Below are 18,096 nucleotides of genomic sequence, written 5' to 3'. Positions count from 1 at the left end.
AACGTGAATCGGGTCGACGAATCACCGTGTCAATTGGGATGAAGAATCATTCGTGGTCAGTTAATACGGCTACGGGCCGATACGCAACGAAGAGCGAGGGAGGACGGGTTCGCCGTTACAACTCGACGTACTGTGCTTCCCACTCGCGACGGGCCTCAAGTTCGCGTTGTCCACGTCGAGTGAGCGTATAGAAATTCGTTCGACGGTCTCGCTGCCCCTTTTCTACGAGCCCTTTATCGACGAGCGTGTCGAGATTTGGATAGAGTCGCCCGTGGTGAATCTCCTTTTCGTAGTACTGTTCGAGTTCGTCTTTGATTGCCAGTCCGTGGGGTTCTTCCTCGCCAGCGATGACGTAGAGCAAGTCCCGCTGAAATCCTGTCAGGTCGTACATTGGGTAAGTACCGGTTGTACTTACTGTCGGAATTTAATAAGTATATCGGGTTTCTCCGATCAATACGACCATTTTTCGAGTCGCATACGCACAATAGAGATTCTTCCTACCTATAGTACTAGTGAGAGAATCGCCACGTAACCACACATAATGCGCAGTTCATGTTTAGCTTTCAGACGGTTTTAAGAGTACAATTAGGAACGTATTCGACCCGCTACCGGACTTTCTACCGAAGGAATTCTCTGCAATCAAATGGTATCGAGTCAACTAACGAACATTAGCTATCCGTAAACAGGAAAGCAAACCGCGTGGCGGAAAAATGCCACGCGGTCGCTTGCCGCCCTGAATTGGTCCCCGCTGACGCTTCGGACCTCCAAGCGAAGCGTCACCTGAAGAAATTGGCCCGGAGTACTTAAAGGTACCGACAATGCCTGAAGCCCGATATATTTGAGACGATTACTGTTCGTCGTTAAATGTGTTCTTCTTCGAGGGTCCATCCAAGCGCCCGCTTATAATACGTAAACATTTGCTCCACACCGTCGTGGTTCATGTCCTCGCTTTCGAGATGTTCTTTGAGAAATTCGTACTGCTCTCGGATCTCCTCCTCGTCTCGCATACGAGTGAGTAGCTGCTCGAGACGCAAAAAGTCCTTCCACCGGCACACGATGGAGGTCGCCGGTTGCCAAACCCGTAGGAGAGCTTTGATGAACGATTTCGACCACTCTCGAGCGCAACGATCTCACTATCGGGGTACAGTCCGTCGAAAAATGAGCGGCCGATTGGATCACTCGATCGATCGTTCAGTTGAGTATGGGGAGTTCGACCTCTCGATTAGGCGTCGGTATCGTTTGATTCGTTGCCGTCATCATCTTCGTCCATGCCATTCTCGTCTTCTTCGTCGTCCATGCCGTTGCCTTCCTCACCGAGGGTGAGGGTAACCTCTTCGTCGTCACCGTCGATTTCGACGTCTTCTTCCGCCTCATCTCCTTCGTATTCGGCGGTGACGGTGTATTCGCCGTCCTCGAGGTCCTCGAATTCCACCTCGCCGTCTTCGTCGGTTTCGTCCTCCATTTCTTCGTCGTCCATCGGATCGTCTTCCTCGCCGTCGTCGACAGTGACGGTCGCACCCTCTACGGGCTCTTCGTCACCGTCCTCAACGGTTACAGTCAGTGTATGCTCGTCATCGTCGTCCTCGTCGTCTTCATCTGGATCGTCATCATCGTCGTCGCCGACCGGATCACCGTTATCATCCTCGGGATCGTCTGCAGGGTCATCATCGTCATCTGGGTCGTCGTCGGCACACCCAGCCAAAACCAGTGCACTTGCTGAACCAGCGGCAACTACGAACTTCCGTCGATTGAGTCGTGGGCGAGACATACAATCAGATAGTACGTTCCAGGCTGTTGGAATGCGGCCTGCAACTGCCGTATCTTGATGACCTGGGGTACGTCCAATAACAAAATCTGATAGTCAGCTCAACGAGAGAACAATAGAGTAATCGACCGAACCGTCTCTCGGCTCGATCCCGTTGCATTCATATCGTAGTTGTAATTACAATACAATGATCGAATCGTGAAACGACGCATCGCTCTCGGGTTTACGTTCGCGACGCTCCTCATGGTCGTTCTCATTTCCGCAGTTGGGAGCCAAGACGTGTTCGAAGAGCTCTCGAGGGCGGACTACTCGGTATTAGGTCTCGGTGTCTTGTCGGGAATTCTCGCGTTAGCATTTCGCGGATTTGTCTGGAACAGGTTTCTCACGCTGGTCGATAGCGAACTGTCTCGCAAACGCATCGCCGGCATCTTTCTCACCGCGATGTTCCTCAAATACGTGACGCCCTACGGTCAGCTTGCAACCGAACCCTTCGTCGCGTACCTCGTTGCCCAGAACTCGGAGATGGCATACGAGGATGGTCTCGCCGGGATCGTTTCGGCGGATCTGCTGAACTACCTTCCGTACTACTCGTTCGGATTTTTAGCTCTCGGGATCGTCGCAACCGGTGACGTGCTCGGCACCGATCTGTTCGTACAGTTCGTCGCTTTCAGTGCCCTCTTCGTCGCGGTCATTTCGATCGTCGTTATCGGTGTTCGTCGTCCGGATATCGTTTACGGGCTCGTCCTCTTCAGCACAACCGCCGCTCGACGTGCTCTCGGGAAATTCACGTCCCGGTTCGACGAACAACTCAGCCGGTCCGCCGTCCAAGCTAGACTCGACGGCTTTTACACGACTATCACGATGATCACGGCGGACAGACGAACGCTACTCATCACGACGGTGTACGCACACGTGGGGATGATATTCCTGATGCTCCCCGTCTACATCGGTGCCGCCGCGCTCGGTCATCGTCTCGCACTGCCAATCGTTGCGCTCGTCGTCGCCCTCGGAAAGCTCGGTGCCGTCGTCCCCGCTCCCGGTGGAACTGGCGGAGTCGAAGCGATGGTGACGGCGGGCCTGACGACTCTGGGTCAGCTCGAGCCGGCGGCCGCACTGACTATCGCGATCATCTACCGGGTCTGTACGTACTGGCTGACGGTCGGTGTTGGCGGCGTCTCCGCGGCAACGGTGTTTTTACGCGGGTAAGGACGGGTCGGTGGGTCTTTTGGGCTGCTCGTCGTACACGCGAATATGAAAATTCGGGGCGAACGCGAGTGTACCGAGTGTGGCACCCGATGGTCGTACTACGAAACCGGGAGCGTTAGCTGTCCGAACTGTGGGACGCTCCGAAGCGTCGGGCTCGACGAGCGAACCGAGCACACGGATATGGAGGTCACGTTCGACCTAACGCCGGTTCGGAACACTATCGAGGAGAGCTCGACGAGCGAACTCGCCGAACGAAGTCGCGAGCGCGCTCGCGAGTACGTTCGCCAGCGCGGATTCGTCAACGGCGGCGATCTTCGGAAACTCGATGATACCTACCTCGCCGCAACCGAGTTACTCCACGTTGGGGATATCGTCGTGCGCGAACGACGCCTCGAGGAGGACGAAGAGCTCTACTTCCTCTCCCTGCTCGAGATCGTAGATCACGGCGAACGGCCAGCGCCGGATGAGGTTCCGCCGTCGCTCCGATCGGCTCGCGGAATCGCCGCCGCGAACGCCGTTCGAGAGTACCGCCGCGATATCCGAACCTGGAGTGACGACGGATCGCTCACGACCGACCAACAGAGCGCACTCGAGACGCTCGGGGATCACGTTACGCGAATTCGGATGCTCGAGGGAGATATTCAGCCCGAAACCGCCGAAACCCTAATTCGGGCGACTCGAGAACTCGCGGATGGACTCCGTGGCGACGAAGACGCCCTGGCGAGTGCAACGCACAGAATTCGAACGCTCGAGTACGAGTAACGAAAGCTCGCCTCCCAGTCCCGTTCTAAGCATCGACTGAGAGTAAAACCAGATGACGCCATCGATTTCTCCCGGCAATTCAGGCTTGGAACGCCAGTAGAGCCGACTATCGGAAGATCCGGCTTAGGGAAGGTCGACGTCGATTCCCTGCTGGTCGCTCGCCGCATTGACCGTGTTATGAAGCAACATCGCTCGAGTCATCGGCCCGACGCCGCCGGGAACGGGTGTGATGGCGCTCGCCTTCGATTTCGCGCTCTCGAAGTCGACGTCGCCGACGAGTTCGTACCCCTTCTCGTTGTCCGCGTCCACTCGAGAGATGCCGACGTCGATCACGACCGCTCCGTCGGCGAGCATCGAGGCGTCGACGAGTTCCGTGACGCCCGAAGCGGCGATCACGATGTCCGCTCCGCGTGTCTTCGCCTCGAGATCCTCGGTTCGGGAGTGACAAACTGTCACCGTCGCGTTGCCACCGTCGGCTTTCTGCATGAGGAGGTTCGCCATCGGCTTCCCAACGATGTTCGACCGGCCGATGATGGTCACGTCCGCCCCTTCCGTTTCGATGTCGTAGGCCGCGAGCAACTTCTGGATTCCGTGTGGAGTGCACGGCTTGAATCGAGGCTGGCCCGCGACGAGCCGGCCGACGTTTTCGGGGTGGAACGCGTCGGCGTCCTTTGCGGGATCGATTCGGCGAAGCACCTCTCTGTAATCGATGTGATCGGGAACCGGCTCCTGGACGATGTATCCGTGGACGGACGAATCGTCGTTGAGATCCTCGATCGCATCGTACAGCTCCGAGGCGGGGGCATCCCCGTCGATTTCGACGTGGGTCCCCTCGATCCCGACCTCGTCGCAGTCGCGCTGTTTCATGTTGACGTACGTCTGGCTCGCGGGATCGTCGCCCATCAGGACGGTCGCGAGTCCCGGTCGCGTTCCGGCGTCGGCGAGCGTTTCGATCGCGTCGGTCAATCCATCGCGAATCTCGCTCGCAACGGCGTTTCCATCGATGATCTCGGTCATCACTCGAGATGCCGTGAGCGAGCGTAATCAACCCTCGGGTTTGTGCCTATTTTCCCACCCTCGATGGTGAAGATGTTCACGTTTGTGGATATCGTAACCGAACTCATCCCGAACCGGCTTCGGTAACGTCCCACTCTGCGGTCTCGCGTTCGTCGGTCACGATCGCGTCGTACTCCTCGTCGAACCCGCGGTATTGCAGATCCGAATCCTCGATTTGGCCGAGAAGTCGCTTCGCCTGCCGGTTGTGGACCAGCCGTGCGGCCTCGAGTACCGACGAGTCGTCCATCGATAGTTCGGGCTCGAGGCGCTCTTCCCACTCGTCGTCGGACACGATGCAGATTCCACGGTCGTCTACCGCCACCGGCGGGTACTCCCCGACCGCATCGCTTTCGCCGACGAGACGTTGCCGGCTCAGGTTCTCGAGGACGCCCGAAAGGGCCTCGAACGAGATATCCGTTTCCTCGACGACCGTCTCGAGCACCTCGGCGTCTATGGGGGCGTCGATAGTTTCGGGCCGCGGCGACGGATCGTCGGTCGCGTCGTCCCGTTCGAGTTCGGCCTGTGCGATCGGGTCGCTCCGGGTGTCCGTCTCCGGTAACGGCTCCCGGCGGAACGGCGTCCCGTCGTCGAATCGAGCCGGAATCAACCCGATCGTCTCGCCGGTCGCGATCGATTCGAACAACAGCGGGTTGTCGGGATCGTAGGACTCGCGCTCGAGGCCGATCCCGTCGGGTGGGTCGGTAGAGAGAAGCGTGTCCGGAACGGGTGCCGATATCTCCCCGTCAGTATCGTGCAAGCGACGCGGATACGCAGCGTCTGAAACCTCGTCCTCGGAAATTCGGCCGAACACCAACATTGGATCCTGGTCGCGCTCGTCGACGTTCCAATCAATGTGGCTGTCCTCGGGCATCTCCAGGCGCTCGAGTACCGGCGTGACGGTTACCGCGAGTGGCGATTCGGTCGACTCTCCGGCCCGGTGAAGCTCGAGAAGTCGGTCGTCATCCATCGACGTGCCAGTGGGTCGTTTCGACATCGTCGACGATTGGACCGGTCCACCGGTAAGTACCCTGCCAGCGAGTGTCAGGGGAGAGGGTGTAAACGGAGCAAATCTCAAAACAGTGTACACCGCCAGATAGAACGTCTAACTGTCTCGAACGTCGAGTTCGACCTATTCGTACAGCGGGTTCGCCTCACACAGCGCGTCGACTTCCGCTCGGACCTCGCTTTTGACGGCGTCGTCTTCGGGTGCGTCGATGACTCGAGCGATGCAGTCGGCAACCGTTTGCATGTCGTCCTCGTCGAAGCCGCGCGTCGTCAGAGCCGGCGTCCCTGCGCGGATACCGCTCGGATCGAACGGCGAGCGCGTTTCGCCGGGGACGGTGTTGCCGTTGAGGACGATTCCTGCGTCCTCGAGCGCCTCTTCGGCGTCGCCGCCGGAGGTGTCCGGGTGACTCTCGCGGAGGTCGACGAGTACGAGGTGGTTATCGGTCCCCTCCGAAACGAGCGAGAAGCCGTGCTCGGACAGCGCGTTACCGAGCGCTTTGGCGTTTACGACCGTCTGCTCTGCGTACTCTTCGAACTCCGGCTGAAGCGCTTCTTCGAAGCCGACGGCCTTGCCGGCGATGTTGTGCATGAGCGGGCCGCCCTGCCCGCCGGGGAAGACCGCCGCGTCGATGTCGTCCGCGTACTCTTCGCTCGTCATGACGATCCCACCGCGGCCGGAACGGATCGTCTTGTGCGTCGAGCCGGTAACGAAATCGGCGATGCCGACGGGAGAGGAGTGAACGCCCGCCGCGACGAGTCCGGTGATGTGAGCGATGTCTGCGAGGTGGAGTGCGTCGACGTCATCTGCGGCGTCTTGAATACGTCCCCACTCGATTTCGCGTGGGTACGCGGAGTAGCCGGAGACGATGATGTCCGGTTCGAACTCCGCCGCCTGCTCGGCGAGGCCCTCGTAATCGATGTAGCCCGTATCGGCGTCGACCTCGTACTGCTCGACATCGTAGAGCTGACCGACGAAGTTGGCGGGGTGGCCGTGGCTGAGGTGGCCGCCGTGGGTCAGATCGAGCGAGAGGATCTTATCGCCCGGCTCGAGCATTGCGAAGTAGACCGCCTGATTGGCCTGCGTTCCCGAGTGCGGTTGAACGTTTACGTGTTCTGCACCGAATAGGTCCGATGCCCGGTCAATTGCGAGTTGTTCGACTTCGTCGGCGTACGTACAGCCGCCGTAGTAGCGCTCGCCGGGGTAGCCTTCCGCGTACTTGTTCGTCAGCGCACTCCCCTGTGCGTCGAGGACTGCTCGACTGGCGTGGTTCTCGCTCGCGATCATCTGAAGCGTCGATCGCTGCCGATCAACCTCGCTCTCGAGGGCGTCGGCGACGGCGGGATCGACGTCCCGGACGCGGTCGTGTTCCATAGTGAAATTCCTGACTGGATGCTCCATAAGTGTACCTTTCCTCGGCAAGTGAGGCCAGTTCCGTCCGTCCGATACCACGGCATTGATTCACAAATGACGAGGGCCTGTTAGCTCGATACAACTAACTTCTCCGAGTCGCATTTCTCGAGTTGATGCTACGGTGGGAAATTACTAACGGAAATCTCCGAGTCGCTGACGCAGACAACGCCGAGATCGTCGTCAGTGGATCGGATCTCGATATTTCTGGCTCAGGCCCGGACATTCAGCGGCCTGTCGACGAAACAATTGTTGTAACGACCGACGAACTTCGATTGCCACACGCCGTCGTCTATGCGTCCAATATCGGCACCAATCAACAGTACGAACTCGATCCTCGCGGTGAACCGCTCTCGCTCCCTCGCGGCGAATACGTCGTCGATGTCGATGCGAGAATCAAAACCTATCTCCGTTTTTCCGGCACGGCGACGATTCACCGGACCGACGATATCGAAACGGTCGTCGTTTCGTTTCCAGAACAGATGCGCATCGTTCTCGGCTTTCGCAGTCGTCACGAAATCCCCGCCGAGACGATCGTCGTCCCCGAGACGACCGGCGGTCTCGCACGCGCGATCAGCCACCTCCACGTTTCCCAGAAGACCACGAGTCCCGACAGGACGTATCCCTCGCTCAGGGGCCACCCGCCTCGTATCGAAACAGGCTCCGAACTGGACATCCCCGAAAGCGTTCGTCGAGACGTTACCGAATCAGGTATCGAACTGCTGGTTCCGCCGACGTACGAAGCCCTGTACGTCACCGCACCGCTCGCCTATTATCTCCACGCAACCGTTAGGCCCACCGACTGTGAGACCCCCCGCCTCCGCCTCGAGGAGTTCGAGGAGGATCACCGTCTTTCGCCGATGCCGGCCCTCGAAGACGAAATCGAGCAATTGCTTCGCAAGGTCTTCTTTCTCGATTGCCTGGTCAGAAACGTCGGTCCGTTCGGAACGTCGCTCTCCGAACTGAGTCTCCTCGACACGCTCGAGATCGATAGCGACCACCTGTACGGCCGATCCATTCGGGATCGACTCGCGAGATACCTCGAGGTCCCCTACCAAGCGGTAGAACACCGACTCCCCGAGTGGCACCTTGCGACATACGTCGATCCAACACCGGCTAACGCCGAAACGCTCCCGTTCTTGCTCGATCGAATGAGTCTGATTTCCACACCGAAGTTCTCCGAACTCGCCGAGCAGGAACTGGTCGAACGATCGCTCGACGATTTCTACCGGAACGAAGCTACGACCGCGCGTCCCGGAAATGGACAAATTCCCTCGATCGATATCATTAAGCCGGAACTTCGAAGCGGACGCGTCCACGGCTGGATCGCCGACGGCGTTCCGATCGACGTGTTCAAATCGGTGCCCGACGCCTACAATAACCGGCTCCGATATCTCGAGCGCCGGAGTGAAACGTCGTCGATCGTCGTCGTGTTAAACGATCCCGAGATGGCGAGCGAACACGAGTCGGTCGCAGAAATCTACCGTGAGCGATCCGAATCTCTCTCGACAGAACTCACCGTCAAAGAGTCGCTTACAACCGCAGAGCTCGCTCGCGTCTTCGAGGACGAACACGATTTCGTTCACTATATCGGCCACTGTGAGACCGAAGGATTGTGTTGTCCCGATGGAACGCTCTCGACGAGCAGTCTCCAGGAGTGTAACACGCAAACGTTCTTCCTGAACGCCTGTGGTTCGTTTTACGAGGGGTTGCATCTCGTCGAAAAGGGAAGCGTTGCCGGAGCAGTCACCGTCCAGAAGGTGTTGAACGATCACGCCATCAAAGTCGGCTCGATGTTCGCAAAACTACTCGTTCGCGGGTTTAGCATCGAACGCGCGATGGACCTTGCGCGGAGACGGATTATGATGGGCAAGGACTATGCAGTCGTTGGTGACGGAACGCATTCGCTTTCGCAGGGAGAACAACAGTATCCGACGACCGTGACTATCGATGCGGTCGACGACGATCAGTACCTGCTTTCTGTCGAGTGCTATTCGACGCGGGAGAACGGCTCGTATTACTTTCCCCACGCCGAAGGCAACGAACACGCCTATCTGTGTGGTTCTCCCTCGGAATTGTTGTTGAGCGAGGAGGAACTGCCCCCGTTTCTCGAAGGGGCTAACGCGTCCGTGATATACGATGGGGACGTGTACTGGTCCCAACAGCTATTCGAAAAACTGACGGCTGGCTCAGATCGGTAACTACGGTCCGCCGTAGGTGCTCACTCGCTTCGCAGACGCACACCCCACTCGATTGGGACAGGTTGTTCGGCTGAATCGTGTTTGTATCTCATAACCGACACGCCAAAGCGATTGGTGGATAGTGCCCATGCACTTGTGACTGTTGGCCGATTGTATATAGTGATTACCATTACTATTTGAATTGCTCTCGCTGTTCGGATGCGTTCTTCACGAACGTTGTATCGGTTCTGTGGTGATTACCGCGCTCCCGAAGCATATCACTGTAGACGAAAACCCCCTATTCTCGAACGACCCCTTCCGAATTATACTTCTTCCAGTCGTTTTCTCCAGTCGGAAAATCGGCGTGTTATATATTATTTGTGATGTGAGTCCATACGGGTAACGAGACACATCCCTCATTCAACCAAATCTCGTGTAGAACGAACCACTAACCGATAAAAATTACCAGTATTTGGTTGAGAGTGTAACTTATCCTGTGCGAACGGCCAACAAAATTAAGTATGTCGCCGGCATTTAGTTCGGTACACAGATGTCTTCGAATTTACTCAATCATCAGATTGACGATATCCTCAGAGCCGTTCTAGAGGACGCAAGTGGCGACGTTTATATGGTAAACCCATCCCGGGATGCAATCGAAGAATTCGTCTCGGTGGCAACCGATTTCGATGGTTCGCTGCCGACGGTCCAGATGCTCGCCAACGAACAGACGTTGAAGGACGTCATGGGGGACTTCATCGTCGCCTCGAACGCCGCCGATCTCATTAGTGACGGTGCACTCGATCTCCGAACCCTGGGGGAGACACCGGAAAATTCACTCTGTCTCACTGAGGATCGTGTTATCGCCGTCGTTCACGCCGGAGACCGTGTCGGAGGACTCGTGACGGATGACGACGATTTCGTCGACGACACGTTCGACGCGTACGAAACCCGATGGGAGAACGCGGAACCGTTCAAACTTCGAACGCCGCCGATCAGCGACGTTCGAGAGACACTTTCCGAGGAGATCAGTCCCGACGCCGAAGCGGACTTCACCGCTATCCTCAACTCCCTCGAGACTGCCCGTGGAGACGGGGACGGCCTCGACGAGGTGACCATCTCGCTGGTCGTCGCAGCGAAAAACGAAGCGCTCCTGTACGACATCAGCAAGTGGGGAGAGGATGTCGGCATCGCGTCCAAGGCGACGTTCTCCCGAACGAAGACCAAACTCGAGGACATGGGTCTCATCGACACCGAGAAGGTTCCGATCGATGTCGGCCGCCCACGGCTTCGCCTAAAGATCGGCGACGACCGGCTTCGTGAAGCGGATAACGGCCAGATTGCGACCGTTACCCAGTCGATCCTCAACTAATCCCTTTCGTCCTGAATTCGGCCAGTTTTCGATCCCTTTCCTCCGATCCTCGTCGACTCAAATCTGAGTACGTAAACCCCAAGTTGTCACCGCGTACAAACTCGAGTATGTACGAAGGCGTCCACGCTCGACCAGACGGTGAAAGCACCGTCGCTCGACTTGCCAAGGCGGCGGCCGAATACGGCTTCGACGGCGTGGTCGTCCGAAACCACGACGACTCGAGAAGCGAATTCGACGCCCGGGAAATCTCGGCGGAGTACGGCGTCGACGTCGTGGAGGGAATCGAAATCCGCGCGGATACGCCCGAACGGGCGAGCGGGTCGGTCGGAAACTATCGGTCGTCGACCACGATACTCGCGATTCACGGCGGAACCAACGAGATGAATCGCTTCGCCGTCGAAAACGAGAAAGTCGATGTGCTCGCCCATCCGATGGCGGGGAGCGGCGATATCAATCACGTCCTCGTCAAGGCAGCCCTCGAGAACGGCGTCCGTATCGAGTTCAACCTCGTCGACGTGCTTCGAGAGAGCGGCGGTCGACGCGTTCGAACCATCCAGTCACTTCGGAAACTTCGCGAGATCGTCGATTACTACGACGCACCCTACGTCGTGAGCGCAGGTCCTCGATCACACCTCGAGTTTCGCAGTCCGCGAGAGCTCCGCGCGCTCGGCGAACAACTCGGCGTCTCACCGGAGTGGATCGAAACCGGTCTCGAGGAGTGGCAAACGCTCGCCGAGCGCAACCGAGAGATCCAGTCCGATTCGTTCATTGAGCCGGGGGTCAAACGGGGACGATATGAAGAAGAGCCTTGAGGAACACGCGGCTCGGTTCGACGAGAAAGCGAGCGAGTACGACGACTCGAAATCGCCCGAGTATCGAGCGTGTGCCGATCTGGTCATCGAGCACGCGGATCCGGGCCCCGACGAAACGGTTCTCGATCTCGCGACCGGAACGGGTGCGATCGCACTCGCACTCGCGGACGACGCCGGACACGTTGTCGGCCGGGACATCAGCCAGGGAATGCTCGAGGAAGCGCGGACGAAAGCCGACGAACGGGGGCTCGAAAACGTCTCGTTCGGCGAGGGTACCTTCCGCGAGCCGGAGTACGACGGCCCGGTCGATATCGTCACGTCGAACTTCGCGATGCACCACCTCTCGAACGCGGAAAAACGGGAGGCGATCGATGCTATCGCCTCCCTCGAACCGCAGACGTTCGTCCTCGGCGACGTGATGTTCTTCGGCGAACCGGACCCGAGCGAGCCGTTTTACTCACCCGACGTCGACGACCCGGCGACCGTCGGAACGCTCGCGGACGCGTTCACCGACGCCGGATTTTCGCTGACAGCGGTCGAGCGAGTTCACGAGCAAGTCGGCGTCCTCGTCGCCGAACGTTCGACAAGCGATAAAACGGGATCCGAATAACGAACAACGTGATGAAGCACCTTCCAAAACATCTCCGTCCTCGATGGCGATACCTTGCTGTCGAACTCGAGTCCTGGCCCGACGCGAACATCGATCGACGGTCGTTTCAGCGTGAACTCTGGTACGCGGGCCAGAATTTACTCGGCGATCCGGGGAGTGCAGACGCCGATCTATCGGTGGTCAGGTTCGAGTTCGGGGACGGAACCGGCAAAACAGTCATCAAAGTTCGTCACGGAGAGACGGAACCCGCCAGGGCAGCGCTCGCCTGTATCGACCGTATTAACGGTTCTCCGGTCGGTATTCGGGTCACAGGGATCAGTGGTACGATCCGTGCCGCTGAAGAAAAGTTTTTAGGTAAACGCGGGCAAGTCCCGTCAGAGAGAAACGTCGTGTTTGAGAACGCTGAGCGAGTCGCGGTCGGCCGAAACGGATCCGCTGATATCCGACTCGACGACGCGTTCGTCGGCGCGACAGACCTCGATTTAGTGTGATACTATGCAGGGACAAGCCCAACAGCAGGCGTACGACCGAGGCATCACGATCTTCTCGCCCGACGGCCGACTCTACCAGGTCGAGTACGCCCGCGAGGCGGTCAAACGTGGTACGGCGAGTATCGGCATTCGAACGGAAAACGGCGTCGTTCTCGCAGTTGACAAGCGGATCCCGTCCCCGCTCCTCGAGGACTCGAGCGTCGAAAAGATCCACAAGGCGGACGACCACATCGGAATCGCGAGTGCCGGGCATGTCGCCGACGCTCGACAACTGATCGATTTCGCCCGCCGTCAGGCACAGGTCAATCACCTGCGCTACGGTGAGCCGGTCGGCGTCGAAACGCTGACCAAGAACGTCACCGACCACATCCAGCAGTACACGCAGGTCGGCGGCGCGCGCCCCTTCGGCGTCGCACTCATCGTCGGCGGTATCGACAACGGCGAACCGCGCCTGTTCGAGACCGATCCGTCGGGAACGCCCTACGAGTGGAAAGCACTCGCAGTCGGCGCGGACCGCGGCGAACTCCAGAGCTATCTCGAGGAGAACTACGACCCCGAAGCGGATCTCGACGGCGGTATTTCGCTGGCGCTCGACGCGCTCGCATCGGTCAACGACGGCGGTCTCCTGCCGTCGGAAGTCGGGCTTGCAACCGTCGACGCCGAATCCGAGTCCTTCGAACAGTTCGGTCTCGACCAGATCGAGTCCCACCTCGAGGAGAACGACCTCCTCGGTGAGGAAGACGCGGACGAAGACGACGAATAACGCGTCACCTTTTGCGTTTGCGTTTCGCTCACTCTAGTCGGACAGCCGTGTGTCCAGACAGACGGGGAAACGTTTCAGCAGTATGTTGTCGTATCCATGTCTCTACCGCAGCCCTTCCGGAAACCGCCGGACTCGAAGAACCCGAGGCGTTGGCCTGCGGCAAAAGCTCTTTTACCCGGCCGGGGGTATGCACCGGTATGATATCACTCGACGAGGCGGTGACGGCGCGACTCGAGTCACACGGGGCGCGATTCGAAGTGTTAGTCGATCCCGACGCGGCACTCGAGATCAAGCGGGGGGAGTTCGACGGCGATCTCGAGGACTACATCGCCGCGGAGGACGTGTTCGAGGACGCCTCGAGTGGCGATCGACCGGCCGAGGATGACCTCGAGAAGGTGTTCGATACGACGGATCCACTCGAGATCATCCCGGAGGTCATCAAAGACGGAGAGATTCAGATCACGGCCGACCAGCGCCGCGAGATGCAAGAGCAGAAACGAAAACAGCTCATCACGACGATCGCGCGCAACGCCATCAATCCGCAGATGGACGACGCGCCCCATCCACCGGAGCGGATCGAAAACGCGCTCGAGGAGGCCGGGTTTACGGTCGATCCGATGGAGCCGGTGAGCGAACAGGTCGACGACGCGTTAGACGACCTTCGACCAGTGATCCCGATTCGATTCGAAGAGGTCTCGATCGCGGTCCAGATTCCGCCGGAGCACGCTGGCAGTGCACAGGCGAAGATCCGCCAGTACGGCGACCTCGAGAGCGAAGAGTGGCAGCCTGACGGCTCGTGGATCGGCGTCATCACCTTCCCCGCAGGCCTCCAGAACGACTTCTACGACGTGGTCAACGAGAATACCAGCGGCGAAGCTGAAACGCAGGTCGTCAAGGACAAAGACGATCTCCGAACCCGATAGTACGTCAATTCCTCGAACCGTCCCACCGGGGACCACTCACCCGCGATAGTAACCGAGCAAAAACCCACTCGCAAATCCGACGCCAACCGAGAGCGTCGAGACGACCGAACTGATCCAGTGTACCCCCTGTCTGGCCTGGTCCTGGGTCTCGAGCAATCCCGCGGTGAGCCGGTCCCAGTCGACGATTACGATACCGTTCGACTCGAGGTATCGAAAGACGACGAGCTGGACGCCGATAATGACTGCGACGACTTTTGCGACGTTTTTCACCGCAAAGCCGATCAGTCCGCCGAGAATCGCACTCGCAGCGAACTCGAACCCCACCGACGTTGGATCAATCTCCACCATCAGGCGATCGAAGGGAACCGGTGACAAAATCAGTTGTGGTACGTGACATTCGCTATTTAGCGAACGAAGGTGAGTTCATCCCATATGTGTTGTTTAACTGAGGTAATGGGCGATGGATAGGTCTACAGATGGATGACCAGTAAGAACCATCGTGGGCCGAACCGACGGCAGTCCGGGAGCCAACACAGAACGTCCGAGCGATGCAGTCCCGAGTCGTCGCGATCGGAAAGCGCCACGGGATTCAAGGCGGTCGGACTCCTACAGTGGAGTATGAGTCCGACAGCATCAATTGAGGTGACTGCCCGGCATCTCTAGCGTGTCAGAGCACCGGACGGGCGTCAAGTTGACCGTTAGCCCGAACCAATCGACGGCACAGGCGGTAGTACGGCGTACCCGTCGATCGACAACTGCTCAGACAATGCACAGCTAATCGTATGAAGGCACTCATCGCAAAACGAATCGACTCCGGAACGCCCGACACGAGCGAGATACGAGAGCTCGCGCGGGCGGCAGGATACGACATCGTCGGCGAAGTAACCCAGTCCCGAACGGCCGACGCCGCGTTGCAACTCGGCGAGGGGAAGGCGAACGAACTCGCGGAGAAGGCCGCGATGTCCGAGGCGACAACCGTCATTTTCGACAACCGTCTCGGACCGTATCAGATGTACAACCTCGGGCAGCTCCTTCCCGAGGGGGTCGAGATCATGGACCGGTTCACGCTGATCCTCGAGATTTTCGGCCAACGGGCACAGACCCGAAAGGCACAGCTCCAGGTCGAACTCGCGGAGCTTCGCTACGAACTCCCTCGAGCGGAGGCAAAGACGAGTCTGGCAAAACGGGACGAACACCCCGGTTTCATGGGTCTCGGCGAGTACGACGAAAGCCGGGAGCAGGACATCAAGTCCCAGATCAGCCGGATCACGGACGAACTCGAGCAGATCGAAAAGAACGAACAGCACAGACGCGAGCGCCGTCGCGCATCCGGGTTCGACCTCGTCGCGCTCGCGGGCTACACGAACGCCGGAAAATCGACGCTTCTCCGCCGACTCGCCGACGATCTGGACGTCGACGAAAACGAGGAGCTTCACCCGGATCTCGATTCGACGGCAGAATCGCAGGACAGACTCTTTACGACGCTCGGAACGACGACGCGCCGGGCCGACATCGAGCCTCGAGACGTGCTCGTGACCGATACGGTCGGGTTCATTAGCGACCTCCCACACTGGCTCGTCGAGTCGTTCAAATCCACGCTCGACTCCGTCTATCGCGCGGATCTCGTCTTGCTCGTCGTCGACGTCAGCGAGCCGATCGACGAGATTCACGAGAAACTCGTCACCTGTCACGACACGCTCTACGAGCGCAACCAGGCCCCGATCGTCACCGTCCTGAACAAAATCGACGCGGTGAGCGACGAGGAACTCGAGGAGAAAGCCGCCGCCATCTCGGCGCTGGCCCCGAACCCCGTCACGGTCAGCGCGCGCGACGGGACGAGCATCGACGACTTGCTTGACCGAATCGATCGGGAGCTTCCCGACTGGGAGCAAGAACGGCTCGTCCTCCCGATGACCGACGACACGATGAGTCTCGTCTCGTGGATTCACGATAATGCCCACGTCGAGGACGTGACCTACGGCGACGAAGACGTCCTCCTTTCGTTCGAAGCGCGGCCGACGGTCATCTCGCAGGCACGCTCGCGTGCGAGCGACCTCGAGGCGGCGTCAGCGTGAGTTCCGAAGCCGGTCGGCTTGAACGTCGAGGCGGCTTCGGCCTGAATTTCGGGGCGGCATTAGTCTGAGTTCCGTTTCGAACGCTGTTATTTCTGCTGGACGAGCAACTCGGGACCCAATCATATAAACCGATCTCCCGTGATTGTCAGGGTATGGAACGAGTTGCAATTATCGGATCTTCGATGACCCAGTTCGGGCAACGAGACGCCTGGATACGTGAACTCCTCGCCGAGGCCGGCGAGGAGTGCCTCGAGGACGCGGCCGTCGATCCGGCGGACGTGGAACATCTGTACGTCTCGAACATGGCGAGCGGGGAGTTCGAGGGACAAACCGGCGTTCCTAACGCGCTGGTACACGATATCGGCGCGGTACCGGCCTACACCGAACGAGTCGATCAAACCAGCTCGAGCGGGGGAGCCGGCATGTACGCAGCGTGGCGATCCGTCGCGAGCGGCGCGAGCGACATGACGTTGCTCGTCGGCGGGGAGAAGATGACACACCGGACGACCGCTGAGGCGACGGATGTTATCGCGTCGCTCACGCATCCGTGTGAGTACAAACACGGCGTCACGCTCCCATCCTTTGCGGGACTGACCGCGAGACACTACCTCGAGCGCTTCGACGCGCCGCGAGAGAGTCTCGGGAAAGTGGCGGCCAAGAATCACAAAAACGGCGTCGACAATCCTCACGCGCAGTTCCAGAAGGAAGTCGACCTCGAGACGATCCTCGAGTCACCCGTCGTCGCCGATCCGCTTCGGCTCTACGACTTCTGTCCCATCACCGACGGAAGCGCGGCGCTCATGTTCTGTCCGGAGTCGGTCGCGGCGGAGTACACGGACAACTACGTCGTGGTGTCGGGAATCGACGGTGCGACGGACACCCACGTCGTACACGAACGACCCGACCCGACGATCATGGGCGGCGTCGTCGAGAGCGGCGAAGGGGCGTTCGAGATGGCCGGCTACGAGCCCGACGATATCGACGTGGCCGAGCTCCACGACATGTTCACGATCCTCGAGTTCCTGCAGATGGAAGGACTCGGATTCGCGGAGCAGGGAGAGGCGTGGAAGCTCGTCGAGGAGGGGTACACGGATCGCGACGGCGAGTTGCCGATCAACACCTCTGGCGGGCTGAAGTCGAAGGGTCACCCCCTCGGGGCGAGCGGCGTCGCACAGGGCGTCGAGATTTACGAACAGCTCACCGGCGAAGCGGGGCCGCGACAGGTCGACGCCGACGTCGGTCTCTGCTGTAACGTCGGCGGGTTCGGAAACTGCGTTATTACGACGATCATGGAGGCAGGAGCATGACCATGGAAGCCTATCGCTACGAGGACGGATCGATCAGCTACCCCGGCCACCCGGTCGGCCCCGACGGAAGCGAACCAGTCGATACGGTCGATCTGAGCGAGTACACCGCCGAAGTGATTACGTGGACGACGAGTACGGCGACGCCGCCCGGCGTCCGCGAGCCCAACACGCTCGCGATCGTCGAGTTCGACGTCGACGGCGAGCCGGTCCGCGCGATCGGCCAGGCGACGGGCGACGACATCGAAACGGGCGACGAAGTCGAGCCGGTCTACGTCGACGAACTTCGGACACCGGGCGAGGGAATCAGAGAGCCCGACAGTCAGGAGTGGGACGGCTATCGATTCGAACCGGTTTGAACTGGCAA

Annotated in this window: 19 protein-coding genes; 12 read left to right on the top strand and 7 right to left on the bottom strand. The window is 59.2% G+C overall.

The window, feature by feature from the left end:
* Positions 1–115 precede the first annotated feature (115 nt).
* The 3 genes from ACZ5C7_RS15745 to ACZ5C7_RS15735 form a co-directional block, all read right to left on the bottom strand.
* On the bottom strand, positions 116–391 hold the full coding sequence (locus ACZ5C7_RS15745; protein ID WP_464377233.1) for a PadR family transcriptional regulator: 276 nt from the start codon (positions 389–391) through the stop codon (positions 116–118).
* A gap of 469 nt (positions 392–860) precedes the next feature.
* Positions 861–1,007: a hypothetical protein gene (locus ACZ5C7_RS15740; protein WP_464377232.1), complete on the bottom strand. Its 147-nt coding sequence runs from the start codon at positions 1,005–1,007 to the stop codon at positions 861–863.
* A 215-nt stretch (positions 1,008–1,222) separates the two neighbouring features.
* Positions 1,223–1,768: a carboxypeptidase regulatory-like domain-containing protein gene (locus tag ACZ5C7_RS15735; RefSeq protein WP_464377231.1), complete on the bottom strand. Its 546-nt coding sequence runs from the start codon at positions 1,766–1,768 to the stop codon at positions 1,223–1,225.
* Positions 1,769–1,963: 195 nt separating this feature from the next.
* Between ACZ5C7_RS15735 and ACZ5C7_RS15730 the strand changes: the two genes are divergently transcribed.
* Positions 1,964–2,971 carry a lysylphosphatidylglycerol synthase transmembrane domain-containing protein gene (locus ACZ5C7_RS15730; protein WP_464377230.1) on the top strand — a complete coding sequence of 336 codons (1,008 nt, stop codon included), beginning with the start codon at positions 1,964–1,966 and terminating at the stop codon, positions 2,969–2,971.
* Positions 2,972–3,016: 45 nt separating this feature from the next.
* Positions 3,017–3,733, top strand: coding sequence for a DUF7117 family protein (locus ACZ5C7_RS15725; protein ID WP_464377229.1), 717 nt, complete (start codon positions 3,017–3,019; stop codon positions 3,731–3,733).
* 123 nt (positions 3,734–3,856) lie between these two features.
* On the opposite strand, the gene ACZ5C7_RS15720 is transcribed toward ACZ5C7_RS15725, so the two are convergent.
* The 3 genes from ACZ5C7_RS15720 to glyA all read right to left on the bottom strand — a co-directional run bounded on the left by ACZ5C7_RS15720 (position 3,857) and on the right by glyA (position 7,166).
* On the bottom strand, positions 3,857–4,750 hold the full coding sequence (locus tag ACZ5C7_RS15720; RefSeq protein WP_464377228.1) for a bifunctional methylenetetrahydrofolate dehydrogenase/methenyltetrahydrofolate cyclohydrolase: 894 nt from the start codon (positions 4,748–4,750) through the stop codon (positions 3,857–3,859).
* 103 nt (positions 4,751–4,853) lie between these two features.
* A complete protein-coding gene (locus ACZ5C7_RS15715) occupies positions 4,854–5,783 on the bottom strand; it encodes a hypothetical protein (RefSeq protein ID WP_464377227.1) in 930 nt (309 codons plus the stop codon).
* 135 nt (positions 5,784–5,918) lie between these two features.
* Entirely contained in the window at positions 5,919–7,166 is a 1,248-nt protein-coding gene (gene glyA / locus ACZ5C7_RS15710; RefSeq protein ID WP_464377226.1) for a serine hydroxymethyltransferase, read from the bottom strand.
* A 152-nt stretch (positions 7,167–7,318) separates the two neighbouring features.
* Between glyA and ACZ5C7_RS15705 the strand changes: the two genes are divergently transcribed.
* The 7 genes from ACZ5C7_RS15705 (at position 7,319) to ACZ5C7_RS15675 (ending at position 14,350) form a co-directional block, all read left to right on the top strand.
* Complete coding sequence (locus ACZ5C7_RS15705) at positions 7,319–9,403, top strand: hypothetical protein (RefSeq protein ID WP_464377225.1); 2,085 nt, start codon at positions 7,319–7,321, stop codon at positions 9,401–9,403.
* A gap of 529 nt (positions 9,404–9,932) precedes the next feature.
* The gene (gene tbsP, locus ACZ5C7_RS15700) at positions 9,933–10,751 is read left to right on the top strand and encodes a transcriptional regulator TbsP (protein WP_464377224.1); all 819 of its coding nucleotides are present in this window, start codon (positions 9,933–9,935) and stop codon (positions 10,749–10,751) included.
* Positions 10,752–10,858: 107 nt separating this feature from the next.
* Positions 10,859–11,563, top strand: coding sequence for an RNase P subunit p30 family protein (locus ACZ5C7_RS15695; protein WP_464377223.1), 705 nt, complete (start codon positions 10,859–10,861; stop codon positions 11,561–11,563).
* On the top strand, positions 11,547–12,173 hold the full coding sequence (locus tag ACZ5C7_RS15690; protein ID WP_464377222.1) for a class I SAM-dependent methyltransferase: 627 nt from the start codon (positions 11,547–11,549) through the stop codon (positions 12,171–12,173). Before ACZ5C7_RS15695 ends, ACZ5C7_RS15690 begins: the two co-directional genes overlap by 17 nt.
* Before the next feature lie 11 nt (positions 12,174–12,184).
* Complete coding sequence (locus tag ACZ5C7_RS15685) at positions 12,185–12,664, top strand: Rpp14/Pop5 family protein (RefSeq protein WP_464377221.1); 480 nt, start codon at positions 12,185–12,187, stop codon at positions 12,662–12,664.
* A gap of 4 nt (positions 12,665–12,668) precedes the next feature.
* Positions 12,669–13,427, top strand: a complete 759-nt coding sequence (gene psmA, locus ACZ5C7_RS15680) for an archaeal proteasome endopeptidase complex subunit alpha (protein WP_464377220.1) — start codon at positions 12,669–12,671, stop codon at positions 13,425–13,427.
* A gap of 197 nt (positions 13,428–13,624) precedes the next feature.
* Complete coding sequence (locus ACZ5C7_RS15675) at positions 13,625–14,350, top strand: ribosome assembly factor SBDS (RefSeq protein ID WP_464377219.1); 726 nt, start codon at positions 13,625–13,627, stop codon at positions 14,348–14,350.
* A gap of 36 nt (positions 14,351–14,386) precedes the next feature.
* Here ACZ5C7_RS15675 and ACZ5C7_RS15670 read toward each other — a convergent pair whose 3' ends face one another.
* Entirely contained in the window at positions 14,387–14,698 is a 312-nt protein-coding gene (locus ACZ5C7_RS15670) for an FUN14 domain-containing protein (RefSeq protein ID WP_464377218.1), read from the bottom strand.
* 434 nt (positions 14,699–15,132) lie between these two features.
* Here ACZ5C7_RS15670 and hflX point away from each other — a divergent pair, with 434 nt between their 5' ends.
* The 3 genes from hflX (at position 15,133) to ACZ5C7_RS15655 (ending at position 18,088) form a co-directional block, all read left to right on the top strand.
* The gene (hflX, locus tag ACZ5C7_RS15665; protein WP_464377217.1) at positions 15,133–16,425 is read left to right on the top strand and encodes a GTPase HflX; all 1,293 of its coding nucleotides are present in this window, start codon (positions 15,133–15,135) and stop codon (positions 16,423–16,425) included.
* 152 nt (positions 16,426–16,577) lie between these two features.
* Positions 16,578–17,732, top strand: a complete 1,155-nt coding sequence (locus ACZ5C7_RS15660; RefSeq protein ID WP_464377216.1) for a thiolase family protein — start codon at positions 16,578–16,580, stop codon at positions 17,730–17,732.
* Positions 17,729–18,088, top strand: coding sequence for a PhlB family protein (locus ACZ5C7_RS15655; RefSeq protein WP_464377215.1), 360 nt, complete (start codon positions 17,729–17,731; stop codon positions 18,086–18,088). The genes ACZ5C7_RS15660 and ACZ5C7_RS15655 overlap by 4 nt, the downstream gene beginning before the upstream one ends.
* Positions 18,089–18,096: the final 8 nt, after the last annotated feature.

The organism is Halostagnicola alkaliphila, assembly GCF_055379965.1.
The sequence above is the reverse complement of the archived record's forward strand: the minus strand, read 5'-3'. Positions and strand labels throughout refer to the sequence as shown.